This window comes from Pseudomonas sp. p21, from assembly GCF_001642705.1.
GTDB lineage: Bacteria > Pseudomonadota > Gammaproteobacteria > Pseudomonadales > Pseudomonadaceae > Aquipseudomonas.
Window position 1 is genome coordinate 135,539 of the sequence record NZ_LWBV01000003.1, and the last position, 19,341, is coordinate 154,879.

The 19,341-nt window shown below is 60.9% G+C and carries 22 protein-coding genes and 1 tRNA gene; 9 read left to right on the plus strand and 14 right to left on the minus strand.

All coding sequences use genetic code 11. The features are described 5' to 3' along the window. Positions 1-20: 20 nt before the first annotated feature. Positions 21-266 (plus strand): AlpA family transcriptional regulator, encoded by a 246-nt coding sequence (locus A4C63_RS10120; protein WP_063912551.1) that lies wholly within the window; start codon positions 21-23, stop codon positions 264-266. Here the strand turns inward: A4C63_RS10120 and A4C63_RS10125 are convergent. From A4C63_RS10125 to A4C63_RS10175, 11 genes are all read right to left on the minus strand, one after another. After that, the gene (locus tag A4C63_RS10125; RefSeq protein WP_063912552.1) at positions 263-1,240 is read right to left on the minus strand and encodes a site-specific integrase; all 978 of its coding nucleotides are present in this window, start codon (positions 1,238-1,240) and stop codon (positions 263-265) included. The genes A4C63_RS10120 and A4C63_RS10125 overlap by 4 nt on opposite strands. Positions 1,241-1,379: 139 nt before the next feature. After that, positions 1,380-1,453: transfer RNA gene (locus A4C63_RS10130), tRNA-Cys, on the minus strand. Between the two features lie 155 nt (positions 1,454-1,608). After that, positions 1,609-2,628 (minus strand): protease SohB, encoded by a 1,020-nt coding sequence (gene sohB / locus A4C63_RS10135; RefSeq protein ID WP_063912553.1) that lies wholly within the window; start codon positions 2,626-2,628, stop codon positions 1,609-1,611. A 384-nt stretch (positions 2,629-3,012) separates the two neighbouring features. Continuing rightward, on the minus strand, positions 3,013-3,744 hold the full coding sequence (locus A4C63_RS10140; RefSeq protein ID WP_063912554.1) for a Rha family transcriptional regulator: 732 nt from the start codon (positions 3,742-3,744) through the stop codon (positions 3,013-3,015). Between the two features lie 246 nt (positions 3,745-3,990). After that, the gene (locus tag A4C63_RS10145; protein ID WP_063912555.1) at positions 3,991-5,004 is read right to left on the minus strand and encodes a hypothetical protein; all 1,014 of its coding nucleotides are present in this window, start codon (positions 5,002-5,004) and stop codon (positions 3,991-3,993) included. A 52-nt stretch (positions 5,005-5,056) separates the two neighbouring features. Continuing rightward, positions 5,057-5,458, minus strand: a complete 402-nt coding sequence (locus A4C63_RS10150) for a hypothetical protein (RefSeq protein WP_063912556.1) — start codon at positions 5,456-5,458, stop codon at positions 5,057-5,059. 216 nt (positions 5,459-5,674) lie between these two features. Next, entirely contained in the window at positions 5,675-5,965 is a 291-nt protein-coding gene (locus A4C63_RS10155) for a hypothetical protein (protein ID WP_063912557.1), read from the minus strand. Positions 5,966-6,470: 505 nt separating this feature from the next. After that, on the minus strand, positions 6,471-6,977 hold the full coding sequence (locus A4C63_RS10160) for an HNH endonuclease (RefSeq protein WP_063912558.1): 507 nt from the start codon (positions 6,975-6,977) through the stop codon (positions 6,471-6,473). Positions 6,978-7,044: 67 nt separating this feature from the next. Further along, positions 7,045-7,407 (minus strand): BRO family protein, encoded by a 363-nt coding sequence (locus A4C63_RS10165; RefSeq protein ID WP_172827508.1) that lies wholly within the window; start codon positions 7,405-7,407, stop codon positions 7,045-7,047. Positions 7,408-7,431: 24 nt separating this feature from the next. Beyond that, the gene (locus tag A4C63_RS10170; protein ID WP_063912560.1) at positions 7,432-7,782 is read right to left on the minus strand and encodes a hypothetical protein; all 351 of its coding nucleotides are present in this window, start codon (positions 7,780-7,782) and stop codon (positions 7,432-7,434) included. Between the two features lie 54 nt (positions 7,783-7,836). Then, complete coding sequence (locus tag A4C63_RS10175; protein WP_082888298.1) at positions 7,837-9,120, minus strand: tyrosine-type recombinase/integrase; 1,284 nt, start codon at positions 9,118-9,120, stop codon at positions 7,837-7,839. A 434-nt stretch (positions 9,121-9,554) separates the two neighbouring features. On the opposite strand from A4C63_RS10175, the gene A4C63_RS10180 reads away from it, so the two are divergent. From A4C63_RS10180 to A4C63_RS10195, 4 genes are all read left to right on the plus strand, one after another. Further along, complete coding sequence (locus A4C63_RS10180; RefSeq protein WP_063912561.1) at positions 9,555-10,265, plus strand: histidine phosphatase family protein; 711 nt, start codon at positions 9,555-9,557, stop codon at positions 10,263-10,265. Between the two features lie 56 nt (positions 10,266-10,321). Beyond that, a complete protein-coding gene (locus tag A4C63_RS10185; protein WP_046614879.1) occupies positions 10,322-10,639 on the plus strand; it encodes an SCP2 sterol-binding domain-containing protein in 318 nt (105 codons plus the stop codon). 212 nt (positions 10,640-10,851) lie between these two features. Next, on the plus strand, positions 10,852-11,919 hold the full coding sequence (locus tag A4C63_RS10190) for a phosphotransferase family protein (protein ID WP_063912562.1): 1,068 nt from the start codon (positions 10,852-10,854) through the stop codon (positions 11,917-11,919). 36 nt (positions 11,920-11,955) lie between these two features. Next, positions 11,956-12,723: an SDR family oxidoreductase gene (locus A4C63_RS10195; protein WP_063912563.1), complete on the plus strand. Its 768-nt coding sequence runs from the start codon at positions 11,956-11,958 to the stop codon at positions 12,721-12,723. Here A4C63_RS10195 and A4C63_RS10200 read toward each other — a convergent pair whose 3' ends face one another. Together A4C63_RS10200 and A4C63_RS10205 are read right to left on the minus strand one after the other, a co-directional pair. Further along, the gene (locus A4C63_RS10200) at positions 12,724-13,545 is read right to left on the minus strand and encodes a bifunctional 2-polyprenyl-6-hydroxyphenol methylase/3-demethylubiquinol 3-O-methyltransferase UbiG (RefSeq protein ID WP_063912564.1); all 822 of its coding nucleotides are present in this window, start codon (positions 13,543-13,545) and stop codon (positions 12,724-12,726) included. It abuts the gene before it with no gap. A gap of 230 nt (positions 13,546-13,775) precedes the next feature. Next, positions 13,776-14,126: a hypothetical protein gene (locus A4C63_RS10205; RefSeq protein WP_016498900.1), complete on the minus strand. Its 351-nt coding sequence runs from the start codon at positions 14,124-14,126 to the stop codon at positions 13,776-13,778. A gap of 206 nt (positions 14,127-14,332) precedes the next feature. On the opposite strand from A4C63_RS10205, the gene A4C63_RS25530 reads away from it, so the two are divergent. The 4 genes from A4C63_RS25530 (at position 14,333) to A4C63_RS10220 (ending at position 18,525) form a co-directional block, all read left to right on the plus strand. Continuing rightward, the gene (locus tag A4C63_RS25530; protein ID WP_082888299.1) at positions 14,333-14,536 is read left to right on the plus strand and encodes a hypothetical protein; all 204 of its coding nucleotides are present in this window, start codon (positions 14,333-14,335) and stop codon (positions 14,534-14,536) included. Between the two features lie 73 nt (positions 14,537-14,609). Continuing rightward, positions 14,610-14,993 carry a glycine zipper domain-containing protein gene (locus A4C63_RS10210; RefSeq protein WP_025339704.1) on the plus strand — a complete coding sequence of 128 codons (384 nt, stop codon included), beginning with the start codon at positions 14,610-14,612 and terminating at the stop codon, positions 14,991-14,993. A 138-nt stretch (positions 14,994-15,131) separates the two neighbouring features. After that, positions 15,132-16,961 (plus strand): SLC13 family permease, encoded by a 1,830-nt coding sequence (locus A4C63_RS10215; protein WP_063912565.1) that lies wholly within the window; start codon positions 15,132-15,134, stop codon positions 16,959-16,961. Between the two features lie 139 nt (positions 16,962-17,100). After that, a complete protein-coding gene (locus A4C63_RS10220; RefSeq protein WP_063912566.1) occupies positions 17,101-18,525 on the plus strand; it encodes a GGDEF domain-containing protein in 1,425 nt (474 codons plus the stop codon). Between the two features lies 1 nt (position 18,526). Here A4C63_RS10220 and A4C63_RS10225 read toward each other — a convergent pair whose 3' ends face one another. Beyond that, positions 18,527-19,288, minus strand: coding sequence for a TSUP family transporter (locus A4C63_RS10225; RefSeq protein WP_063912567.1), 762 nt, complete (start codon positions 19,286-19,288; stop codon positions 18,527-18,529). Positions 19,289-19,341: the final 53 nt, after the last annotated feature.

Sequence of the window (19,341 nt, forward strand, 5' to 3'; positions counted from 1 at the left end):
GGGTGCGGCAGGAGCCCTACATGGAACCAGAAATCATCCACATCCCCGAACTGGCCAAGCTCCTTGGCCGATCCGAATCCGCCATCCGCAGCGCCCGGCAGGCCGGGGCATCCTGGCTGCCGCCGTTCTTCAAGCAAGGCGCCAGGATCTGCTGGCGGGTCAGCACGGTGCGTCAGTTTTTGCAGGAGTGCGAGAGCGGACTGCACACGCCGGCGAAGCCAGGTCGGAAGCGCCAGGCGCCCCCGACGCTCGCCAGCGTGCGTTAACCGAGCTTGTCAGCCAGGGTGTCGGGGCACAGATGCGTATAGCGCTTGAGCATGCTCAATGACTTGTGCCCCGTGATTGTGCTGACTTCCATCATGGACAGACCTTTTTCGAACAGCCTCGACGTACCTTCATGGCGAAGGTCGTGGAAGTGCAGGTCTTCAACGTTGGCCGCCCGGCAGGCCCGGGTGAAGTACTGGCTAACGGAGTGCGGAACCAGTGAAAAGACTTTGCCATCCAGGCGCGCCGGCAGCGACTCGAGCAGGTTGCGCGCGCGAACAGACAGCGGGACCAGTCGGCGGGTACCGTTCTTTGTGTCTTCCAGAATCACGTGCTTCGCTTTGACGTTCTCGCGACGGAGCGTCAGCAGTTCGCTACGGCGCATCGCCGTCTCTACCGCAATACCGATGATCGCCGGCATCTCAGCGTGGATATCGCCAGCCGCCTTGATCACATCCTTCAGTTCCTGGGCAGTCGGCCGCCGATCGCGCGACTTCGCCCCCTTCGGCATCCTCAGCCGAGCCACCGGGTTGCTCAGCCCCTCAATCCCCCAGTCCTTGATGGCCACTGTATAAAGGTGGCTGATCACCGCTAGGTCGAGCTTGACCGTCGCGGTGGACTTCCCTTCCTTGAGCTCATCATCCCTGTATGCAGCCATATCGCTTGACCGGATCGCGGCCAGGCCCTTCTTCGCCAGCTTGTGCTTCTTCCACTTGGCGATGCGGGTCATTTCCTGCTTTGCCCCTTTCTTCGCCGCGGTGACTTCGCGGGAGTAGCGATCGAGGGCCTCTTCCAGGGTGGTGCTCTCAGCCTCGCGCATGTCGACGAACCTGGCGCGCGACATGTCGCCTTCGATTTCGGCAGCCCAGCGCTGGGCCTCGGCCTTGGTGTCGAAGGTCGCGGAGAGGGTCGGATATCCTTTTCGGCGGATCTTGGTCCGCCATGCCCCGTTGGGGCGCTGCTCGATAGTGGCCATGCACCGGATTTTGCCGGGGACACGTGGGACATGCAATTTCTTCGAGTGTCCCAGGATTGTCCCAAATGGCCGGGGCCAGCAAAATCCGCAGGCATGAAAAAAGCCCCGCAACCTCAATGGCTGCGGGGCTTTCGAATGGTGGAGGCCGAGGTCGGAATCGAACCGGCGTAGACGGATTTGCAATCCGGAGCATAACCACTTTGCTACTCGGCCTCAAAGGTCGGATCTAGCAGCTTGCGCTTCGCTATCTCCTTGAAACGCTGAACCTTTTTTCAAAGTTTGCTGCGTTTCGATGGGCGCCATTATGTCTTCATTCCTTTAACCTTGCAACCCCCTGAACGAAAAAAAATTTCAACGGGTTCAAGGTGTTAGCGCAGGCGGCCGAGTTTACTCCACAAGCCCACCACGGTGTTCTCCACCGTGCCACTGGCAGCCATGCCGATTCGCTCCTGCAGGCTCTTGCGTTCGGCGTAGTGCAGGTGGAACAGGTTGGCGTTGCGCGCGCGCTCGCTGAGGTACTCGTCACTGGTCTGCAGCTGGTCCACCAGCTTGCGGTTGAGTGCCGCGACGCCCAGCCAGACTTCGCCAGTGGCCACTTCGTCGATGTGCAGCTGTGGACGATAGCGGGCAACGAAGTCCTTGAACAGCTGGTGGGTGATGTCCAGGTCTTCCTGGAACTTCTCCCGGCCCTTCTCGGTGTTCTCGCCGAACACGGTCAGGGTGCGCTTGTACTCACCGGCGGTCAGCACTTCGAAATCGATGTCGTGCTTCTTCAACAGGCGGTTGACGTTGGGCAACTGCGCCACCACGCCGATGGAACCCAGCACGGCGAACGGTGCGCTGACGATCTTCTCGCCGATGCAGGCCATCATGTAACCACCGCTGGCGGCCACCTTGTCGATGCACACGGTCAACGGGATGCCGGCCTGGCGAATGCGCGCCAGTTGCGATGCGGCCAGGCCGTAGCTGTGCACCAGGCCACCACCGCTTTCAAGGCGCAGCACCACTTCGTCACGCGGGGTGGCGAGGGTCAGCAGCGCGGTGATTTCGTTGCGCAGGCTTTCGGTGGCAGAGGCTTTGATGTCACCATCGAAGTCCAGCACGAAGACCCGGTCCTTTTCCTCGGCCTTGCCCTTCTTCTGCTGTTTTTCCGCCTTGGCCTGCTGCTTGCGCAAGGCCTTGAGCTGGGCCTTGTCGAGCAGGCCGGACTCCAGGCGCTCGCGCAGGTCCTTGTAGAACTCGTTCAGGCGGGTGACCTGCAATTGCCCACCCGATTTGCGCCGCCCCTTGCCGCGCAGCCCGGCGATGGCCGACAGCACTATCAGGATGGCGATGACCAGGGTGGCGGTTTTGGCGAGAAAGCTTGCGTATTCAGCAAGAAACTCCACAGTAGTCCTCAATGCCCGGAATTAAAGGGCTACGCTACCATGGCTTGTGACAGTTTGGTACGGTCTTGTGACATTCCGAAGCACTTGAGGCAGGCTCAGCGGCGCACCTTTCGGGCTTCCTTCTGGGTCCTTATCGCCTGCCCGTGAGGGTCCCTATCGCGCTCACAGGCACCCACGCGAGGGCCTACGGGGGAACCTGCGCGGGATGTCTTGTAATGGTGACCTTTCAGATTTTTCTGTCAGATTCTCGAAGGGCCTGCTGTGAGCTGACGAGCAGCGAACTACCGGCGACTACGCGACCATAGCCAGAGGGCTACACGGACGACCAGACAGGCCCAGAGGATGGCCTGTAAGTAGTCCATGGGGTTCTCCTTAGGTTGATGGTTATTTGATGGCCCTGCCCCACTGGTCGATGCCCACAAAGGCAGCTTCACGATTCATGGCATCAGCATTAGCTTTGAGCCATTCATTGAGGCCCTTGAGGGTGATCTTGAACAGGTGCCCACCATTTTTCGCTGTGACCAGATTGGAAGGCTTGAGGGCCGTGATGTAGCCCTCGCGCAGATAGTCCGGGTGTAGCTCGGTGAAAACCTGTGAGGGCGTCTCAAGGCTGACCTTACCGGAACTGATAGAGCGCTTACGGGCACGCCCACGGGAGACCAATAAGGCCAGTAGTTTGTCAGGATGGTTGATACCAGCGAGACGGCAGGCTTCACGCCAGCTATAGCCTACTGAGCGCCCCTTACGGACGTGCTCATTGAAAGCAGGTGCCATTGCATTGACCCGTGCCTGGAGGTCGTTGAGAGTGGCGCTGATGGCCTGAGCGGCAAAGGCCGGGTCAGCGGCTTGCTCCAGTTCGATCCAACGACCTACCACGTTGTGGCGAAGACCCGTGTCATAGCCAGTGATGAGGGTGAAGGTAAGGTGCTTATCGAGGACCAGCATCGGCTTTTCACGGCCACGGCCATCGGTGTAGACCGCTTCAATGGCCTCAGATTTGAGGGCATTAACTTGAGAGAGAACCGCTCGGGCATCTCGGAGAACGTTGTCGTGGCGCTTGCCAGTCAGCTCAGCGATCTCAACGGAGGTCATGGTCACGTTGTTATTCATGTTCATTGTCGATTTCCTTTTGTTCGCCCTCTGAGTCGCACCCACGGACCAGCCCACAGACCCCGACAAGGGTGCTGGCGTGGCCTCAAAGGGCGAACAGAAGAACTGTGGATTGAATGCCCGTGCGTGGGCAGAAATGGTTTGCACATCCAGAAAATGGACGCACAAAGGGGAAGCTATGCAGAATTTGCACAGGTGACGCGGTGCCCCTGCCGGTCCCTCATTAGGTCCGGCCTTACGGGTTCTCTACGATCAGCTCAGGACAATGCGAGTGACCAGCGGGAACGGTACTTGAACAGTCTGTAGACCATCGGTAGTCAGTTTCACCTTGACCATGCCGTTGGCGATGATGTCCACCATAGCCATGATCTCAAGGTCCCAGCCTTGGGCGTTCGGGTTGCGGGTCGCTTCGATGCGCCAGATGTTGCCGTCTTGGCGCTCACGGTAGCTCAGCGAGGTGAACAGCTTGGGCAACATGAAAATGCCACGGTCGGTGCCGGTGTAGGGCTGAACGCCAGCGCCTATGAGGTCCTCGATAGAGTCCTGACCAGCACGTTGAGCAGCACGCTCAAGGACAGCCACCAGTGACACTGGCAGCAGGATCACGAAGTCACTCAGCGAGGTGCCCACAGTCTGGTTAACGTGGGTTGTCATAAGATCAATGAGTTCCTCAGCGATCTCGGTAGGCTTACCCGTAGGCATGGCCACGGAGCGACTCTCGGTGCTTGGGGCAGTCGCCAAGATGGTAGCGACCTTACCGGCTGCGCTGTACTCGATGTCCCGCATCATCTTGTCAGCGGTCTGTTCCATGGACTGGACAGTGAAGCCCGCTTGAATATTGTGGTCGAGAATGGTGACACGATGGCTGATGACCAATGCTGTGTCGGTGGCCTCGGTGAAGATCACGGAACCAGCCAGGACTTCACCCTTCTCGACGGTCTGGTTATCCCAGTTCTTGCGAGGGTCAAAGGTGACGGAGCGGTCGGCCATGGTGATGATCTGTTGCCCAGTGGCCTCAGAGCCAGCCGGACGGAACTCGCAAGGAGTCGCCTCCATGGCAGCCTTTCGCCACTCATCGCCGTTCAAGTACTCCTCAGCGGCCTCCACAAGGGCCTCCACATAGACGGACACATCGGTGGCCGCTTGGGTCTCGGGGCGGACATCAGCAGTGTTGAATCGAATCGACCCGCTTAGGTGGCCGTTACCATCGTGGTAGGTGGCAGTGGTGTAGGTCGAAGGCTTGGTGTACTGGAATGGCTTAGTCATGATTATTGTCTCCTGAAGTGATTGAATGAAGTACGTGTCGAGGGCGGTGCTGTTACCAGCCACCACTATTGGCACGAGAGGCTGCTCGGATGCGTTCACTCTGCTCACGAATGGCAGCGGCTCGGGCCTCCCGATCAGCCTTCGCTTGGGCGATCTCTCGGGGCGACCATTCACGGCACCGCTCAGCATGGGCATTGGCCTCAGCCTGCAAGCGAGCACGCTGCTGAGCCTTCTGGTACTGGTCTTGGCGGTAATCTCGGGCGACATCGGGAATCGCTTGGAGCGACAGACCGGCCTCATCGAAGGTCTTAACGATTTCGAATTGACGGCCCTTCAGGGTGCCGCACTGGGCGACCAGCATCGGCAGCATGATGTTCTCGGCGTACTCTCGGTTCAGGGTTTGGCCGCAGATGGTGACTTCGTTCTTCAGGACCTTAGTGATAGTGATTTTCATGGGTTGGGTTCTCCTATTGGGGACCCTTTGATTCGTCCTTGCGCCATAGACGCGCACGACCAGACGGCCAAGGAGAAAGCCTTCGCGGGCATCTTCAAGGACGATCAAAAGGTTCTGGGTTTCAAGTGGTGCCAGTTGGCTGGCGGTGTTGATGACGCTGATTCAGGACATGGCAAGCCTGAAGGGCATCGAAGGGATCAACCGTGGCGACGGTCGTCAGGGGCGAGCGGTGAGGACCACAGGTACTGCATTGACAGCATGGTAGAAACGAATCAAATCGAGGCCGGTGGCCTTTAAGGTTTCCTCAAGGGGAACCAAGAGGAACGCGCCCAGTTTGCCTGACACATACTCAAGGCATCGCTCAGGGCCATTGCTGGTCCGAAGGTTTAGGATCTTGAAGTTAAAGACAGCCAGACGATGGCGACCGGTGGGCATGGCTGCCTCAATAGACAACAGGGTCTCTTGGCGTCCTTGTGGAATGCCGTCAAGTACAAAGTGGTAATTCATTGAGACCTCCTTGAAGGCGACTGATCGAATAGGGGGATTATGGTCGCAAGACCGACCCCTAACTTAGAGGGGTCAGTTAGATTATCTTTTAGATCTTATTTTCAGGTTGATATAAAGATAATAATGATGGAGTTGCTCAAGGGGAATCTTTAAGTTAAGGCCCCCGAACAACTTGAGCGATACACGGTGGCCCCAATCCCGTGCATGGTCTACCCAACGGTGCCCTTCGTGGGCATCGGTTCATGGATCAAGACAATATCAAGCTGTGCTCCTTCCTACTGGAGCCAGACACTGAGGTCTGCTTATCGGGGACTGTTGGCGCTGGCTCGCATCATCGTAATGGTGGCTGGTCTCTTATCGCTTGGTCGTCGCTGATCGGGAATCGCATGGATGCCCGGTAGGATTGCCCAGGATATCCTGTGGCCATAGTGAGTGGATCTGGACGCCTTGAATTACGGGACCTCCAGAGGCTCCCCCCATAGGGGTTCACCTCACTAATAGCCCATCATGCCCGTGCAAACTCCTTGTGGTTCCGCTCACGGATCGCCCGTATACAGTTGGTCGCCGCCTTGAAGTTCTTCAGGTCCGACTCAAAGAGGCGTCCGCCTGCCATGACCGTGACTCGATAATCGCCATTCTTTAACTTTGTGATTCCTTTTGGAAGCCCAGAGCGCTTCGATTTTCCTTTGGCATTCCAAGTATTCTCCTGAACGGTGCAGGCGCGTAGGTTCTCAACCTTGTTATTCAACTGGTCGCCGTCGATGTGGTCGACAACAAGTTCGGCAGGGTCGATACCGGTGTGCATAAAGAAGATGACTCGATGGGTCCGGTAGAATTGGCCGTCAAACTTCATTCGATAGTAGCCGTCGCTGCCCATGCTCACGACTGGGCCGACTCGACCGTTTCGACCACGGGTGGCTTTGATGCGGGAGAGGCCCGAGGGGCTCGCCGGGTCGATCTTGTAGATTTCTTGAAGGGATTCGAGGGATGGCATTGGGGTAAAGCTGGACATGGTTGTGGTCCTCCTATGGTTGGTTGTGGTGTCCTGGCCATAGTGAGGGGAACTGGGTAGTGACGTGCTACAAAACACCCACGGCAATCGGGTCGCTCGACTCAGCAGCGTTGTATTGGCCGGTCTTGCGGATGGTCGGAAGGACTTCCTCGGTGACCCAGCGGCGGAATGGTTCGGACTGAGGCGCCCGTCCACTGAGCAACATGGTGTAAACCTCGGACTCACTAAACATGACCGTGGTGTTACGCATCCGCCTGCCCTTGGAGTCAAGTGGGAGACTGGTATCGGTTTCCTGTACCAGTGCCATTACTTGGCAACCAGCTTTGCGCCACTGGCGATTGTTATGGACCGCCGCCTTTGGGTTACCCAGACCTGCTGCCGCTGCTACCTGAGTCGCCACGAACAGCAGGTCATGCTCAGGGTGGCCCACGAGGACATCCAACTCGATACCGAATCAGATCAAGTTCGGCTTACTATCTTTCTCTTTCATGAAATGGAGGTAAATATCCGTTCTTATCAAGCTCTGCCTGTACCATTGATAGAAAGTGTGCTCGACATTAGCTCGATGAGCTTCATCGCTAATCAAGCCCACAAAGCCGATAACCATCATCGCCGCGCACTCATGTTCATTAAGGCTCATAGCGCGCGCCATCTGACGAAAGTTTTGTCTCCACTCTCTGGCCATGTCTGTCGGCATCTGACTCACAAGAGCTTTAGGGTTCATTGCGAACGCTTCTTGAGCGAGAGAGAATGATTTCTCGATTTGAAAATTCCCTTTAAATATAGCTGCAATGCCCTTAAACATTTATGAATTCCTTAGCATGAAATTTCAGCACTGCTAAAATCGTATCAGATATAGCTAACAGCTCAAGCGCACCAACCTCAGCGCCTCGACCATAAGGCCCCTCGAAGCAGCCGCATTGCCGCCGTAGAGATCGAACGCAAGCGACCCGGAGCTGTGCCCCAAGATGGCCTGGGCGATCCCCACAGACACGCCAGCGGCCTTTAGATCGGACGAGAGCGAATGCCTCAGTGAGTGGAACGACAGCCCTTCCCCGGTCTTAGTGCCCAGCAGGTCTCGGATCATCTGATTGGTGAGTTGATCGAAGCCACTCTTGGACTGTGTGAACAACTGCCCTTGGGTCTGCGAGAGCTTCTCAAGGTGGTCCTCAGGGATGCCCAGCAAGGGCACCACGCGACGACTGAATTTGTTCTTCAAGGTCTTGCCGTCCCGGTCATTGATGTCCACGACCCATTGACCCTCGACCTTGTAGATATCGCTGCCAGTGAGCTGGTGAACCTCCCCAATGCGTGCCCCAGTGGCGACCCCAAGGGCAATGACAGAGGCTCGCCAGTCTTCCCCGAAGTTGCTCACGGCCCAGCCCTGTAGAACCTTGAGGTGATCCTGAGAGAACGCTATGCGGTCGCTCTCGGCACCTTTGGTGATGGTCAGCTTCTTGGAAAAGTCCCGTTCAATGAGACCCGTGGCCACAGCCCAGCCGATGACAGAGGAAGCGTGGGTCATGACCTTTTTGGCCGACGATGGCTTACGGCCTTTCAGGAGAGCATCACGAAGGCCCACGAAGGTTGCCCGAGAGTGCTTCGCCATATCGGCGTCCTTGAGGTGCGCAACGATGGTGCTGGTGCTGCTATTCCAGTTCTTCAGCGTAGCGGCTGACTTGTCCCCGCCCCGTTCGGCCTTGAAGGCGTCGTAGAGGGCCTGGAAGGTGGTGTTACTGGAGGTGGTCGTTGAGGACGAATTACAGATAGAAGCAGGCACAGGCTCACGACTATCGGAGTCGACATCCTGATTAGCATTACCTATCGAAGCCTTCAGGTCCCCATTGAGCAGCTCGACCAGCCCTCTCAGGTCCCCGCTGTGCCGCCCTTGAGCAGCCGTCAGAACCCTCTGAGCCATCAAAACGGCCTGCGCTTGAGGCAAGCTCATGGGCATCGTTTCGGCGATCTCAGCGAGGTTCTCGGAGACATCCGACAGTACCAGCCCATAGGCTTCCCCTTGTGGGTTGCCCAAGGCTTCCTCAGCGATGCCCCGAAGGTTATCCCGTAGTTCCTCCCAAGATGCCTCTGGGTTGTCGAGGTGGAACGCTTTGAGGGTCTGAAGCAGGTGCTTAGCGGTGGTCATGGCAGCAGGTCGATTGGCGGTCTTGAGCGAAAGCGTACACGAGGTGTGGCAGCCCTTGAGGCGGACTCGAAGGTGATACCGACCCGAGGCTCTACGGTAGACGTAGGGCACAGCGATTTGTGACACGTTGGGACGATTTGTGACACTGGATTCAGGGGTGAGGATGGTCATTTTGGGTGTAAGCCCCATGCTGCTTGGCTTTACCCGAGATCAAGGACAGTTAGCAAGAAACTCCACGTTGACTCCTTAAAGACCTGCGCCACGACGGCGCGTAACTGTAGCAAGCATACCGTTGCGCCTGAGGTGCTGCCAGCCGCTGTAAACGCCGGCAACACCTTTCAAACAACCTTTTCAAACGCTTGTATGTTTTTTCGTTGACAGCCCGTGTGCCGCATCCTAACCTCGCAGCAACCTCCAACAGGCCGGAACCTTTCGTGGGCAACCTCTACCTGATCCGACATGGCCAAGCCTCCTTCGGCGCCGATGACTACGATGTCCTCTCGCCCGTGGGCGAGCGCCAGAGCCAGGCCCTGGGTGAGCACCTGGCCCAGCTCGGGGTACGGTTGGACCGCTGCGTGGCAGGCGACCTGCGCCGCCAGCAGGATACCGCGCGGCTGGCCCTGGCAGCATTGCACGCCAATGGCAGCCCGGTGCCGGCTGTCGAGACCGATGCTGCGTTCAATGAGTTCGATGCCGATGGTGTGATCCGTGCGCTGTTGCCCGGGCTGCTGCCGCAAGAGCCCGACGCCCTGCACATCCTGCGCAACGGCGCGCAGCACCGCAGCGAGTTCCAGCGTCTGTTCGCACTGATGGTGCAGCGCTGGCACGATGGCGAACATGCCGACGATGGCCTGGAGACCTGGCAGGCGTTCACCGCCCGCGTGCAAGGCGGCCTGCAGCGCGTACTTGATGCCGCCGGTAGCGGTGACAATATTGCCATCTTCACCTCGGGCGGCACCATTGCCGCCCTGCTCCACCTGGTTACCCGTATTACCCCCAGCCAGGCGTTCGCGCTGAACTGGCAGATCATCAACACGTCGCTCAGCCAGCTGAAGTTCCGCGGCCGCGACGTGGCACTGGCTTCCTTCAACAGCCAGGCCCATGTGCAACTGTTGAGGGCGCCGGAGCTTGTCACCTATCGATGAGCCCGGCTTGTTGTGTCCCTGCGGGGACGTGTAAATCAATCTATAAGGAATGCGCCATGACCTCCGTAGCTGATGCCGTTAAAAAGATGCAAGAGAAGTTCAACCCATCCGCTGCCGCCGGCCTGGACCTGGTGTTCGGCTTCAACATCACCGACGAAGGCAAGCACTACGCACTGATCGTCAAGGACGGCACCTGCGACCTGCAGGAAGGCGAAAACCCGGATGCCAACTGCACCCTGGTAATGGACAGCGAAACCCTGAAGGGTATCGTCAGCGGCGAAACTGACGGCATGCAAGCGTTCATGGGCGGCAAGCTGCGCGTTGAAGGCGACATGATGCTGTCGATGAAGCTCAGCGAGCTGTTCCCGTCCTGAGGGCTGGAGATCGCGGATGATCGAAAAACCGAAGCCTGACCGGCTTCGGTTTTTTTTTGCCCGCCTGTTCGGGCCCTATCGCCAGTCGCTTCATCAAGGCAGTTGATCAGGCAGCAACACCCTTACCTATATGGCACCTGGCACGCTTGTCCCAACCCCGATGCACCATTAGATTAGCCAATAGTCCTTGCGATCGAGAATAAGGAAAACGCATGACGCTCACCGACCAGTCCACCCAGGTACGCCCCGGCGAAGAACTCGACGCGGCTGTCATCGACCCTTACCTCAAGGCCAACATCCCCGGCCTGGTTGGCCTGCCGAGCATCAGCCAGTTCCCTGGCGGTGCCTCCAACCTTACCTACCTGGTCAGCTACCCGGACCGTGACTTCGTGCTGCGCCGCCCGCCGTTCGGGCAGAAGGCCAAATCGGCCCACGACATGGGCCGCGAGTTTCGCATCCTCAACCAGCTGAACAGCGGCTTCCCCTACTGCCCCAAGGCCTACGTGCACTGCACCGACAACAGCCTGATCGGCGGCGAGTTCTACGTGATGGAGCGGGTCAAGGGCATCATCCTGCGCTCGGACATCCCGGCCGAACTGGACCTCGACGCCAGCCGCACCGAGGCCCTGTGCAAGAGCTTCATCGACCGCCTGGTGGAGCTGCACCAGGTGGACTACAACGCCTGCGGCCTGGCCGACCTGGGCAAACCGGAAGGCTATGTGCAGCGCCAGATCGAGGGCTGGACCAGCCGCTATGAAAAGGCCCTGACCCCGGACGCCCCGCGCTGGGAACAGGTGACCGCCTGGCTGCACGAGAAAATGCCCGCCGACTACCCGCGGCCCGGCATCGTGCACAACGACTACCGTTTCGACAACGTGATCCTCGATGCCGACAACCCCATGCGCATCATCGGTGTGCTGGACTGGGAAATGGCCACCCTCGGCGACCCGCTGATGGACCTGGGCAACAGCCTGGCCTACTGGATCCAGGCCGACGACCCGGCACCGGTGCAGTTGATGCGCCGCCAGCCGAGCAACGCCCCGGGCATGCTCAGTCGCCGCCAGTTCGTCGATTACTACGCCGAGCGCGCCGGCATCCGCCTGGACAACTTCGATTACTACTATTGCTATGGCCTGTTCCGCCTGGCCGGCATCGTCCAGCAGATTTACTACCGCTATTACCACGGCCAGACCCAGGACAAGCGCTTTGCCCAGTTCATCCACATGAACCGCTTGCTGGAGCAGATGACCTTGCAGGTCATCGCCAAGTCCAGCCTCTGAGCCCCGACCTCGACGACGGATAACAAGGAAAACAGCATGTCCAAGACCCACCTGTTCGACCTCGACGGCAAGATTGCCTTCGTTTCCGGCGCCAGCCGTGGCATCGGCGAGGCCATCGCCCACCTGTTGGCCCAGCAAGGTGCCCATGTGATCGTGTCCAGCCGCAAGCTCGACGGTTGCCAGCAGGTGGCCGACGCCATCATCGCCGCCGGCGGCAAGGCAACGGCGGTAGCCTGCCACATCGGTGAACTGGAGCAGATCCAGCAGGTGTTCGCCGGCATCCGCGAGCAATTCGGGCGGCTGGACATCCTGGTCAACAACGCCGCCACCAACCCGCAGTTCTGCAACGTGCTGGATACCGACCCGGGTGCTTTCCAGAAGACCGTGGACGTGAACATCCGTGGCTACTTCTTCATGTCGGTAGAGGCCGGCAAGCTGATGCGTGAACAGGGTGGCGGCAGCATCATCAACGTGGCGTCGATCAACGGGGTTTCGCCCGGCCTGTTCCAGGGTATCTATTCGGTGACCAAGGCGGCGGTCATCAACATGACCAAGGTCTTCGCCAAGGAATGCGCGCCGTTCGGGATCCGCTGCAATGCCCTGCTGCCGGGCCTGACCGATACCAAGTTCGCCTCGGCACTGGTGAAGAACGACGCCATCCTCAACGCCGCGCTGCAGCATATCCCGCTCAAGCGCGTGGCCGACCCCAAGGAAATGGCCGGCGCCGTGTTGTACCTGGCCAGCGATGCCTCCAGCTACACCACCGGTACCGCGCTCAATGTCGATGGCGGCTACCTGTCCTGATCAGGCTTTTACTGCCACCAGGGTGTAACTCAGGGGCAGGCGTGCGGGCTGCTCGCGCAGGCGATATTCACCGTCGTCGCCCTTGACCATCTGCCCCGGCAGCGCCTCCCAGGGGATGCTCTGGTGCTCGACCAGCACGGTCAACTGCAGGCCGTGGGCCAGCAAGGCACTGATCACCTCGCCCAGGCCGTGGTTCCACTCGTGGGTTTCGGTGTGGGAAAGGCGCTGCTCGGTTTCGACGTAGGTCTGGTCGTTGTGCCACACCGTCGGCTCTTCGTGCTCGAAATACGGGTATTCGAGTTGCAGGCGGTCCTGGTGGTCTTCGTTGACCGCCATCAGCATCGGGTGCCCGTCACGCAGGAACAACCGCCCGCCCGGCTTCAGCAGGGCTGCGACAGTACGCGCCCACGGCTCGATGCGGGGCAGCCAGCAGAGCGCGCCGATGCCGGTGTAGACCAGGTCGAACGTGCCGGCCGGCAGCACCTTGTCAGCGGCGTAGACGTCGGCCTCGACATACGCGATGGGTGCCGTACAGCGCTCGGCCAGCATCCGCGCCTCGGCCAGCGAGGCCGCGGAATAGTCCAGGCCACAGACCTTGGCGCCAAGGCGCGCCAGCGAGAGGGTATCAGTGCCGATGTGGCACTGCAGGTGGACAGCGTTGAGCCCGTCGATATTGCCGAGCAATGGCAGGTCGAAGCGTACGGTTTCGGAAAGGTGTTCAGGATGTCGGACGAACCTTTCGACTTCGTAGTCTTTGGAAGCAGCGTGCAGCGGGGCACGTTCATCCCAGCTGGCGCGGTTGAGTTGCAGTGAGCGGTCCATGGTGTCTTCCTTGATTCAGTAGGGCTCATGCTAGCCCCCACCCATCTTCCCGCGACAGAACTGCCTTGCTAAAAATTGTAAAGCTTGCACCCCCTGTGGGAGCGGGCGTGCCCGCGAAGAATCAACGCGGTGGCTGGCACCGGCTACGCCGGTGTTCGCGGGCGCGCCCGCTTCCACCCGATCCCCCAGCGCCCCTGCCAAGTCAACCAGCCATGTGCAGTCGCCAGCCGTTACAGGCAAGTCGCCGCCGCCGCCCGGCGCTGCAGGGCCACGCCGTCGTTCTTCTGCGCGTAGTAATCCACCCGCGCCCCACCAGCCTGCGGGTACACGTCCACGAACGCCTCGGCCTCACGGGTATACACCGTGAACCCACCCTGTTTGCGTGGTTCCAGGTAGCCACTGGCATCGTCGCCGAACACCTTCTCTTCCTGCCAGCTGAACTGGATGCACTGGGCCACCAGCTCCGGCGCCTTGTGCGAGTCGAGCTGCGCAGTCGGCTTGCCGCCGCGGGCCGTTTCCATGGTCGCAGAAGCACAACCGACCAGCATCAGCGCCGCGGCCATCGGCAGAATCGCACGCATGTTCCATCCTCAGGGTAAAAAAGAACGCGACTCTAGCACTGGCAAGCCTCGCGAGTGAATTGCCGCGCGCAGGTGGCAGTCGCAGACAAGGCATGCCGCTCATCGCTGGTCCGACAAATTTTTTGCCTGACAGCGAAACCAAATGGATCCTTCCCAGTCTCAGAAGGTGTGCCGTAAACCTTTGCGGATCAAGGACCTATATCGTGATGACCCGTCTTGCAAGCCTTTCGCTAATTGCCGTTGTCCTGCTGACCGCAGGGTGCCATAGCCATCGCTACCATGACGACGACGATGGCTGGCGTGACCGTGATCGTGATCGTGATCGTGACCATCGCCACCACCATCGGCATGACCGTGACGACGACGATGATGACTATCGTCGATACCGTGGTGACCGCTACTACCGCTGAAGCGTCTTTTCAACCCTGACCCGTCGCCCGTTGCGCGGCAACTTAACCTGATGATTCCTTTGAGGTTCGTATCATGCGTCTGACTCTGCCTTCCCTTGCCCTCGGCCTGCTGCTGTGCCAGGGCGCTTTCGCCGGTGACGGTACCGCCGCCATTGGCGGTGGCCTGGGTGGTGTTCTGGGTAACGTTGTCGGTCAACAGATCGGCGGCAAAACGGGGGCGGCCATCGGTGCCGGCCTCGGCGGCGCAGCCGGCAGTGCGGTAGGTGCACGCAAGGGCAACCGTACCGAAGCCGCCATCGGCGGTGGCCTGGGTTCGGCCGGCGGCTCGCTGCTGGGCGGCGCAGTGGGCGGCAAGACCGGCTCCACCGTAGGTGCCGGCCTGGGTGGCGCGGCCGGTGGTGCCATCGGCAACCACCTGGGCGACAACAACGGCAAGCACCGTCGTCACCGTCACTGATCCCGGTGACCAAGGGGCCGCAATGCGGCCCCTTTTGTTTTGCAAACCCTGCAGTACATCAACACCCCCTTCACCACGTTCCGGCACACTGGCTGCTACTGTCTATCGTGCCCCCGTGTGAAGGAACACCCCCTCCCCATGAACCAAGAGCTGCTCTGGGTCCTCGGCCTGCTGGCCATCGTCATCGTCCTGTTCGTCATCAACCGCCCACGCATGGACGTGGTCGCGCTGCTGGTGATCCTCGCCCTGCCGCTGTCGGGTATCCTCACCGTGGAGCAGGCGCTGGCCGGCTTCAGCGACCCCAACGTGGTGCTGATCGCCGCCCTGTTCGTGATCGGTGAAGGCCTGGTGCGCACCGGCATTGCCTACCGCATCGGCGAATGGATGAGCGAGCGGGCCGGCAACAGCGAGGCCCGCCTGCTGGTGCTGCTGATGGTGGCCGTGGCGGGGCTGGGTTCGATGATGAGCTCCACCGGTGTGGTGGCCATTTTCATTCCGGTGGTGCTGAGCATCGCCGCGCGCCTGCAGATTTCGCCCAGCCGCCTGATGATGCCACTGGCTTTCGCCGGCCTGATCAGCGGTATGCTAAGCCTGGTGGCCACACCACCCAACGTGGTGGTGCACAGCGAACTGGTGCGCCATGGCGAAGCGGGCTTCAGCTTCTTCAGCTTCACCCCGTTTGGCCTGGTGGTGCTGGTGCTGGGCATCGGCTACATGCTGCTGACCCGGCACTGGTTGAACGGCGAAGTGCGCAAGGACGGCCGCGTGGAAAGCCGCCGCACCCTGCTGGACCTGGTGCTGGACTACAAGCTCAATGGCCGTGAGCGGCGCCTGCGCATCCGCCCCCACTCCCCGCTGATCGGCCACACCCTGGGCGAGCTGGAGCTACGCACCCGCCATGGCGCCAACGTGATCGGCATCGAGCGCCAGCACAAGTTCACCACGCGGGTGATCGCCGCCGACTCCAGCACCGTGCTGCACCAGGGCGACGTGCTGCTGCTCGACCTGTTCGCCAACCACGACGACCTGCGCAGCCTGTGTCAGACCATGCAGCTGGAGCCTCTGCACTTCAAGGCCGCCTACTTCATCGACCAGTCCCAGGAACTGGGCATGGCCGAGGTCTCGCTGCCACCTGGCTCGAAACTGATCGGCAAGAGCATCCTCGAACTGGCCTTCCGCACTCGCTTCGACCTCAACGTGGTCGGCTTGCGCCGCGAGCAGGCAGCGATCGAAGAACAACTGGTGGAAGAAAAGCTGCGCCTGGGCGACACCCTGCTGGTAGTCGGCCCATGGAAAGCCGTGCGCCAGTTGCAAAGCAAGCCCAAGGACTTCCTGGTACTGAGCCTGCCCGCGGAAATCGACCTGGTCGCGCCCGCCCGCACCCGCGCACCACAGGCGTTGCTGAGCCTGGCGGTGATGGTCGGGCTGATGGTCAGCGGCGTGGTACCCAACGTCATTGCCGCACTGATCGGCTGCCTGCTGATGGGCGCAGGCCGCTGCATCGACATGAACAGCGCCTACCGGGCCATCCACTGGCAAAGCCTGGTGCTGATCGTCGGCATGCTGCCCTTTGCCCAGGCACTGCAGAAAACCGGTGGCATCGACCTGGCAGTGGGCGGCCTGGTCAGCGTGCTGGGCGGTGCCGGCCCAAGTGCCATTCTTGCCTGCCTGTTCGCGGTCACGGCAGTGATCGGCCTGTTCATCTCCAACACGGCCACCGCGGTACTGATGGCACCCGTGGCCGTCAGCACCGCCACGCAGCTGGGCATGTCGCCCTACCCGTTCGCCATGACCGTGGCGCTGGCTGCCTCGGCGGCGTTCATGACGCCGGTGTCATCGCCGGTCAACACGCTGGTACTGGGCCCGGGGCAGTACCGCTTCGCCGACTTCGTCAAAGTCGGCGTGCCGTTTACCGTGCTGGTGATGCTGGTGACCGTGTTGATGGTGCCGTGGTTCTTCGGGCTGTGAGGTGATTGGCAGCAGATGGAGGCAATTTGGCATTATCTCGACCAATCGCGGCAGATTGACATCAAGTCCTCTGACGAAACAAACTTGTGCGCAATTGCCCCAGGTGCTTCAAGCCGTTGTCCTGGATTTCGTTTCCGCTTTGCCGGTCGAGCCCATGGTTTTTCCAGCCCAATCGCGCGTGCTGCACTACGTCGTTCTGCTCGGCCTGACCTTTGCCCTCACCCTGGGCGGCATCCTGGCCCGTCCGATCGAATCCCTGTCGCTATTCTGGCCGGTCAATGCGGTACTGGCCGGCGTGCTGCTGCGTTATCCCCGGCAGGCCACGCTGACGGGCTTTACCCTGGTCTGGCTGGCCATGGTCGGCGCCGACCTGCTGTGCGGCAGCGCCTGGGTACCGGCCCTGTGGTTCAACCTGTGCAACCTGGGCGTGGTGGCCACCCTCTGGCTGCTGCTCTCGCGCTTGCCGCGCCTGCACCGGCGCATGCGCACCCCCCACGGCGTGCTCAGCGTGTTTGGCGCCTCTGCCGCCGCGGCGATAGTGGCGGCCAGCATGGCGGCGGTAATGGCCGCGCCGTGGTTCGAACAGTCCTTGCGCGCCACCTGGCTGGCCTGGTTCAGTGAACAGTTCTCCACCAGCGTACTGGTGCTGCCAGTGCTGCTGACGGCGCCCTCGGCGAAAGCCCTGGTACGCGGCGGCGCCCAGGCCATCCGCCTGGCGCCGTTGCTGGTGCTGCTGGCCTCGCTGGCGTTCAGCATTGCCTTCGGCGGCCCCGGGGCCATTGCCTTCCCGATTGCCGCGCTGCTGTGGTGTGCCTGGACCTACTCACCGTTCCTGGTTTCACTGCTGACACTCACCGCCGGCAGCACGCTGATCGTGGCGGTGGCACAAAACCTCATGCACTTCAGCCTGCCGCAGAGCGAGCCCGGGGTGACCACGCTGATGTCGGCGCGCCTGGGCATCGCGATGCTGGTGCTCGGGCCGCTGGTGGTGGCCTGCGTCAGCCAGGCCAACCGCAGCCTGATGGCCCGCCTGGCGCATCAGGCCACCATCGACCACCTCACCGGCGTGCTCACCCGCAGCGCCTTCACCCGCCGCGCCAACGCGCTGCTGGACAGCCGCCAGCAACACGCCCAGGCGCTGCCGCTGACCCTGATGATGCTGGACATCGACCACTTCAAGTCAATCAATGACGCCCACGGCCATGCGGTAGGTGACCAGGTGCTGCGCCAGTTCGCCGGCACCCTGCAGGACCAGTTGCACGATGGCGAACTGTTCGCCCGCCTGGGCGGTGAGGAATTCGTCGTGGTCCTCCCGGGCCTGGCGCCAGACCGGGCCAAGTTCACGGCAGAACGCCTGCGCCGTGCCGTGCAGGACCTGCATGTGGTGCAGGCCGAGCAGCCCCTGCAGATTACCGTCAGTATCGGCCTGGCCGGTTGCGCCGCGGACATGCCGGCCCCTACCCTCGACGAACTGCTGGCGCGCGCCGACCAGGCGCTGTACCGGGCCAAGGCCCATGGCCGCAACCGCGTCGAGCAGGCCGAACCGCAACGCCAGGTGATGTGAACTAGCCGGCCAGCAAGTCCCACGTCAACTTGGCGATCAGCACGCACAGCAGCACCAGGAACAACCCGCGGACAAAGCTCGCACCCTTGCGCACCGCCAGCCAGGCACCGGTCAGCGCGCCGAGGATGTTGCACACCGCCATGGGCAAGGCGATGGCGTACAGCACGTTGCCCGATGGCACGAAGAACACCAGCGCCGCCAGGTTGGTGGCGATGTTGACCACCTTGGCCGATGCCGAGGCGTGCAGGAAGTCCAGGGCAAAGAAGCGGATGAACAGGAAGATCAGGAAGCTGCCGGTACCCGGCCCGAACAGGCCATCGTAAAAGCCGATCGCACCACCGATCAGCACCGCCAGGCACTGCTCCTTGCGGCCGATCCTTGCGGGTTTGTGCAGCGTGCCAAAGTCCTTCTTGCAGAAGGTGTAGATGGCCATCAACACGATCAGCACCAGCACCGCCGGGCGCATCACGCTGGGCGGCACCAGCGACACCGTGGCGGCGCCGGCGAACGACATGACGAAGGCACTGAGCGCCGCCGGCACGATCAACCCCCAGTCCAGCGTCACCCTGCGGATGAACGAGCGCGCAGCGAAGGCTGTGCCGCACACCGACGCCAACTTGTTGCTACCAAGCAATGCCGCCGGTTGCGCGGCGGGCAGCACGTTGAACAAGGCAGGGATCTGGATCAGCCCGCCGCCACCCACGGCGGCGTCGATCAGCCCAGCGGCGAAGGCGAACACGGAAAGCACAGCGATATCCATCATGACGCGGTTCCAGGCAGTGGAGACGCCTGCAAGGCTAATCAAAGTGCCGCGCT